Annotated in this window: 5 protein-coding genes and 4 tRNA genes; 7 read left to right on the top strand and 2 right to left on the bottom strand. The window is 49.2% G+C overall.

Features of this window, described 5'->3' with window-relative positions; translation table 11 throughout:
- Positions 1–127: 127 nt before the first annotated feature.
- Positions 128–1,156 (top strand): UDP-N-acetylmuramate dehydrogenase, encoded by a 1,029-nt coding sequence (gene murB / locus ACFX4U_RS23970; protein WP_313511252.1) that lies wholly within the window; start codon positions 128–130, stop codon positions 1,154–1,156.
- Positions 1,153–2,115: a bifunctional biotin--[acetyl-CoA-carboxylase] ligase/biotin operon repressor BirA gene (birA, locus tag ACFX4U_RS23965; RefSeq protein ID WP_313511251.1), complete on the top strand. Its 963-nt coding sequence runs from the start codon at positions 1,153–1,155 to the stop codon at positions 2,113–2,115. Before murB ends, birA begins: the two co-directional genes overlap by 4 nt.
- 31 nt (positions 2,116–2,146) lie before the next feature.
- Here birA and coaA read toward each other — a convergent pair whose 3' ends face one another.
- Together coaA and ACFX4U_RS23955 are read right to left on the bottom strand one after the other, a co-directional pair.
- Positions 2,147–3,097, bottom strand: coding sequence for a type I pantothenate kinase (coaA, locus tag ACFX4U_RS23960; protein ID WP_017460033.1), 951 nt, complete (start codon positions 3,095–3,097; stop codon positions 2,147–2,149).
- A gap of 203 nt (positions 3,098–3,300) precedes the next feature.
- The gene (locus ACFX4U_RS23955) at positions 3,301–3,849 is read right to left on the bottom strand and encodes a GNAT family N-acetyltransferase (protein ID WP_313511250.1); all 549 of its coding nucleotides are present in this window, start codon (positions 3,847–3,849) and stop codon (positions 3,301–3,303) included.
- Positions 3,850–4,183: 334 nt separating this feature from the next.
- Between ACFX4U_RS23955 and ACFX4U_RS23950 the strand changes: the two genes are divergently transcribed.
- From ACFX4U_RS23950 to ACFX4U_RS23930, 5 genes are all read left to right on the top strand, one after another.
- A tRNA-Thr gene (locus ACFX4U_RS23950) sits at positions 4,184–4,259 on the top strand.
- An 8-nt stretch (positions 4,260–4,267) separates the two neighbouring features.
- Positions 4,268–4,352, top strand: a tRNA-Tyr gene (locus tag ACFX4U_RS23945).
- A gap of 112 nt (positions 4,353–4,464) precedes the next feature.
- A tRNA-Gly gene (locus tag ACFX4U_RS23940) sits at positions 4,465–4,539 on the top strand.
- 6 nt (positions 4,540–4,545) lie between these two features.
- Positions 4,546–4,621, top strand: a tRNA-Thr gene (locus ACFX4U_RS23935).
- Positions 4,622–4,734: 113 nt separating this feature from the next.
- The coding region (locus tag ACFX4U_RS23930; protein ID WP_044347782.1) for a GTP-binding protein at positions 4,735–4,922 on the top strand (188 nt) is incomplete at its 3' end.

Genomic DNA, 4,922 nt, shown 5'->3' with positions numbered 1-4,922 from the left:
GGCATCAAACACGTGAAGAGGCCATCCTGACGGATGGCCTTTTTGCGTTTGTATGCAGCGAAACACCACAAGCGCTCCCCCTTCGGATGCGGTAAACTAGCCGTGTTTTTGCATCAGGATAGCGCTAATGAATCTCTCCCTTAAGCCCTGGAATACCTTTGGTATTGATCGTCAGGCTCACCAAATTGTTTGTGTCGAAAATACGCAGCAACTGCTCAATGCGTGGCAGTCTGCAGTACAAAGCCAGCAGCCCGTATTGATCCTCGGCGAAGGAAGCAACGTATTGTTTCTGGAAGACTTTATCGGAACAGTCATTATCAATCGTATTAAAGGCATTGCCGTTCACGAAGAGGCGGATGCATGGTTTTTACATGTCGGTGCGGGAGAGAACTGGCATAATCTTGTACGGTGGACACTCGAACAAGGCATGCCAGGACTGGAAAACCTGGCGTTAATTCCAGGCTGTGTGGGCTCCTCTCCTATCCAAAACATTGGTGCCTATGGCGTTGAGTTACAACGTGTCTGCAGTTATGTAGATTGCATGGAGCTCAGTAGGGGTAAGTCGCAGCGTTTATCTGCAGACGCCTGCCGTTTTGGCTACCGAGACAGCATCTTTAAGCATGAATATCAGGATCGTTACGCCATCACTGCTGTTGGATTGCGGTTGGCAAAATCCTGGCAGCCCGTGTTGACCTACGGTGATTTAACCCGTCTGGATCCCGCAACCGTAACACCTCAACAGGTTTTCGATGTCGTTTGCCAGATGCGTACCAGCAAGTTGCCGGATCCAAAAGTGAACGGGAATGCGGGCAGCTTCTTCAAAAACCCGGTGATCACGGCTGAGCAATCTCGCAGCCTGCTTGCTCGTTTTCCTCATGCTCCGCATTACCCACAGGAAGATGGTTCCGTGAAGCTGGCCGCAGGCTGGTTGATCGATCAATGTCAGTTGAAAGGAACCTCATTAGGGGGCGCTGCTGTCCATCACTTACAAGCTTTAGTACTGATTAACACCGGGCACGCAACGAGCGAAGATGTGGTGCGTCTCGCGCATTTTGTCCGGCAGAGCGTAGGCGATAAATTTGATATCTGGCTGGAACCAGAAGTGCGCTTTATAGGATGTTCTGGCGAGGTGAATGCGGTGGAGGTTATTGCGTGAAAGACAATACCGTTCCATTAACGCTAATTTCGATTCTGGCGGACGGCGAGTTCCATTCTGGTGAGCAGCTTGGTGAGCGTTTAGGCATGAGTCGTGCTGCTATTAACAAACATATCCAGACGCTTCGTGACTGGGGCGTAGATGTCTTCACCGTGCCGGGAAAAGGCTACAGCTTGCCAGAACCTATTCAGCTACTGGACGAAGCCTTTATCAGTAGCCAGGTCGCGCAAGGCTCTGTTGCGGTGCTACCAGTGATCGATTCAACCAACCAGTACCTGTTGGATCGCTTAAATGGCTTACGCTCCGGCGACGCCTGTGTTGCCGAATATCAGCAGGCTGGTCGCGGGCGGCGCGGGCGAAAATGGGTATCTCCGTTTGGCGCTAACCTCTATATTTCCATGTACTGGCGGCTTGAGCAGGGGCCTGCAGCGGCCATTGGTCTGAGCCTGGTCATTGGCATCGTTATGGCCGAGGTGCTGCGCGATTTAGGCGCGGAGCAAGTACGCGTCAAATGGCCAAATGATCTCTATCTACAGGATCGTAAACTCGCGGGGATCCTCGTCGAATTAACGGGAAAAACCGGCGATGCGGCACAAATTGTCATTGGCGCTGGCGTCAATCTAGTGATGCGTAAAACACAGGCAGAAGATATCAGTCAAAGCTGGATTAATCTGCAGGAAGCCGGTGTGCGCATTGATCGCAACCAACTGGCGGCACGTTTGATCATTGAGCTTCGCACCGCCTTGCAGCACTTTGAACAAGAAGGGTTAACGCCTTTCCTCTCACGCTGGGAAGCGCTGGATAATTTTATTAATCGCCCGGTTAAGTTGATTATCGGTGAAAAAGAAATCTTTGGTATTTCCCGCGGGATTGATTCGCAAGGTGCTTTGTTACTTGAGCAAGACGGCGTTATTAAACCCTGGGTGGGCGGAGAAATATCGCTTCGTAGCGCGGAATAATTAAAAGGGAGCATTCATGCTCCCTTTTAATTTATTTCCGTAGTCGAACTTGTTCCACGGCATGGTTAGCGCTTTTTGTCATAATCAGGCTTGCACGCTCGCGGGTTGGCAGGATGTTTTCTTTAAGATTTAAGCCGTTAATTTCTTTCCACAATGACATCGCAATCTCAATCGCTTCGGCTTCCGACAATTTGGCGTAGTTGTGGAAATAAGAATCAGGATTGGTAAATGCGCCTTCGCGGAACTTCAGGAAACGGTTGATATACCAGGTTTGCAAAAGATCTTCTGGTGCATCCACATAAATAGAGAAATCAACAAAGTCGGAAACAAATACATGATGTGGATCGTGTGGGTAATCCATACCGCTTTGTAAAACATTTAACCCTTCAAGAATTAAAATATCCGGTTGCGAGATCGTTTTATCACCATCAGGGATCACATCATAAATAAGATGTGAATAAACCGGCGCGGTGATGTTAGTCACGCCCGATTTAATATCTGAAACAAATTGCACAAGGCGGTGCATATCATAAGATTGCGGAAACCCTTTTTTCTTCATCAGGCCGCGGTCTTTCAGTACCTGGTTTGGGTGCAAAAAACCATCAGTCGTGATGAGTTCTACACGGCGATGCTCTGGCCAGCGGCTCAGCAGCGCCTGCAAGACACGAGCGGTAGTGCTTTTGCCCACGGCAACGCTGCCCGCAATGCTGATGATATAAGGAATACGCTGCCCGTTAGTGCCGAGAAATTGTTCAAGAACGGCCTGACGGCGCAAGTTCGAACTGATGTAGAAATTGAGTAAACGGGAAAGTGGAAGATATATTTCAGCAACTTCTTCCAAAGAAAGGTCTTCATTAATACCTTTTAATCTCGCGATCTCGCCTTCAGTTAAGGTCATGGGGACAGAATCGCGAAGCGCAGCCCATTGGCTGCGATTAAACTGTAAGTAAGGCGTCATTAACGTTTGCTCTTTTTTACTCATAAGCTTTTATTAGCCTGCCATTATCACTCGCTGCGTTGGCTTCCTGCGCGCAGTAAGAGAGAGACTCTAAAGATAATGCTATGGCATGACGTTATTGAAATAAGTGGGATCAATGGGCAGGAGGTTAACACCAGATGACAGGGAATAATATGAAAAATCGCGTCGAGGTGATGCTTTCCGTAGAAAGCATCACGCGCTTCACTTTAGCTGGCAATAGAACGAACCATCTGATTTACAGCAAATAAGCGTTTAAAATAAATGGCTGCCGGGTGGTAATAACCGTCCGCAGAGCAGAGAAAATCCGGTATTTCACCAAGGCAGCGGTATCCTTGCGAGCGAAAGAACGCTTCTCCGACAGAACCTGCCAGTACTTCAAGTGATAGCAAACCTCGCTGGCGTGCACATGCTGTCTTCTCGAGCTCAGCAATGAGCTTCTTACCAACGCCTTTGCGGCGGGCGCGGCGATGTACCAGCAGGAGTTTGATATTTCCCCGGTTAAGGGCTTCAGGTTGCATGTTGAGTTGCAGGCTGACGCTGCCAGAAACGCCTTGTTCATCCCGCGCAATCCAGATGAGTCGCTCGCCTTTTTCCAGTTCGCTGCGTAAACGGTAAAAGCTGCTTTCGGCTTCCTGTTGGCTGAGCGAACGTTGATATCCCACGGATGCGCCGCTGTGTAATGCATCAAGTAACAATTGTGCAAGCTCCGGGCAATAGACCGGCAAGGTGGCTGCATTTAATAAAACAATTTTCATGATGACGCCTCCGCAGGGGATGTAATAGCGCAGATGCAATTAGTGATCCATTTCACGATTCCGCATTAGCGCTGAGAATCGGCGTTAAGCGATCATTTATTTGCACCACGATAGCGCAACTGCACTGGCAAAGGTCCACACAGGTATCGAGCAGAGCGTGGGGCTGAGAGAATAGATGGGAATGAATCATGAAAAATGGTGGTTTTTTCCACGGCGTTGCATGAAATTACAGCATTTCTTCGGCTCGTCGTGCAAAATGTGAGCGATAGAACGTTTTGTGCAATTTTTTAGTTGCATCAATCCCTCTGTCTCCCTAGAATGCGCGCTACTTGATGCCGACTTAGCTCAGTAGGTAGAGCAACTGACTTGTAATCAGTAGGTCACCAGTTCGATTCCGGTAGTCGGCACCATCAAGTCCGGTGGGGTTCCCGAGCGGCCAAAGGGAGCAGACTGTAAATCTGCCGTCACAGACTTCGAAGGTTCGAATCCTTCCCCCACCACCATTTTCGGTTACGCTAAAACGTAACCTGAGTTGGTGTCAGTAGTGAATCAGCTCTTTGGGAGAGTGTCTTCTCCCGATAATACAGAAAGTACTGGGTAGCCGAGTTTCAGGATGCGGGCATCGTATAATGGCTATTACCTCAGCCTTCCAAGCTGATGATGCGGGTTCGATTCCCGCTGCCCGCTCCAAGACGTGCTGATATGGCTCAGTTGGTAGAGCGCACCCTTGGTAAGGGTGAGGTCCCCAGTTCGACTCTGGGTATCAGCACCACTTCACTTCTCCTCCCTGGTTTCTCTTCTGTTATTAGCATTCAACGAGTCGGGCATGTTGCCTGGTTGATGTGGTGATATCACCGATTTATCCGTGTCTTAGAGGGACAATCGATGTCTAAAGAAAAGTTTGAACGTACAAAACCGCACGTTAACGTCGGTACTATCGGCCACGTTGACCATGGTAAAACAACGCTGACTGCTGCAATCACTACCGTTCTGGCTAAAACCTACGGTGGTTCTGCTCGCGCATTCGACCAGATCGATAACGCGCCGGAAGAAAAAGCTCGTGGTATCACCAT

The organism is Kosakonia sp. YIM B13588 (assembly GCF_042788165.1).
In the GTDB taxonomy this organism is placed as follows: Bacteria; Pseudomonadota; Gammaproteobacteria; order Enterobacterales; family Enterobacteriaceae; genus Kosakonia; species Kosakonia sacchari.
Note: the sequence above shows the minus strand (reverse complement) of the source record. Positions and strands in the feature narration are given on the sequence as shown.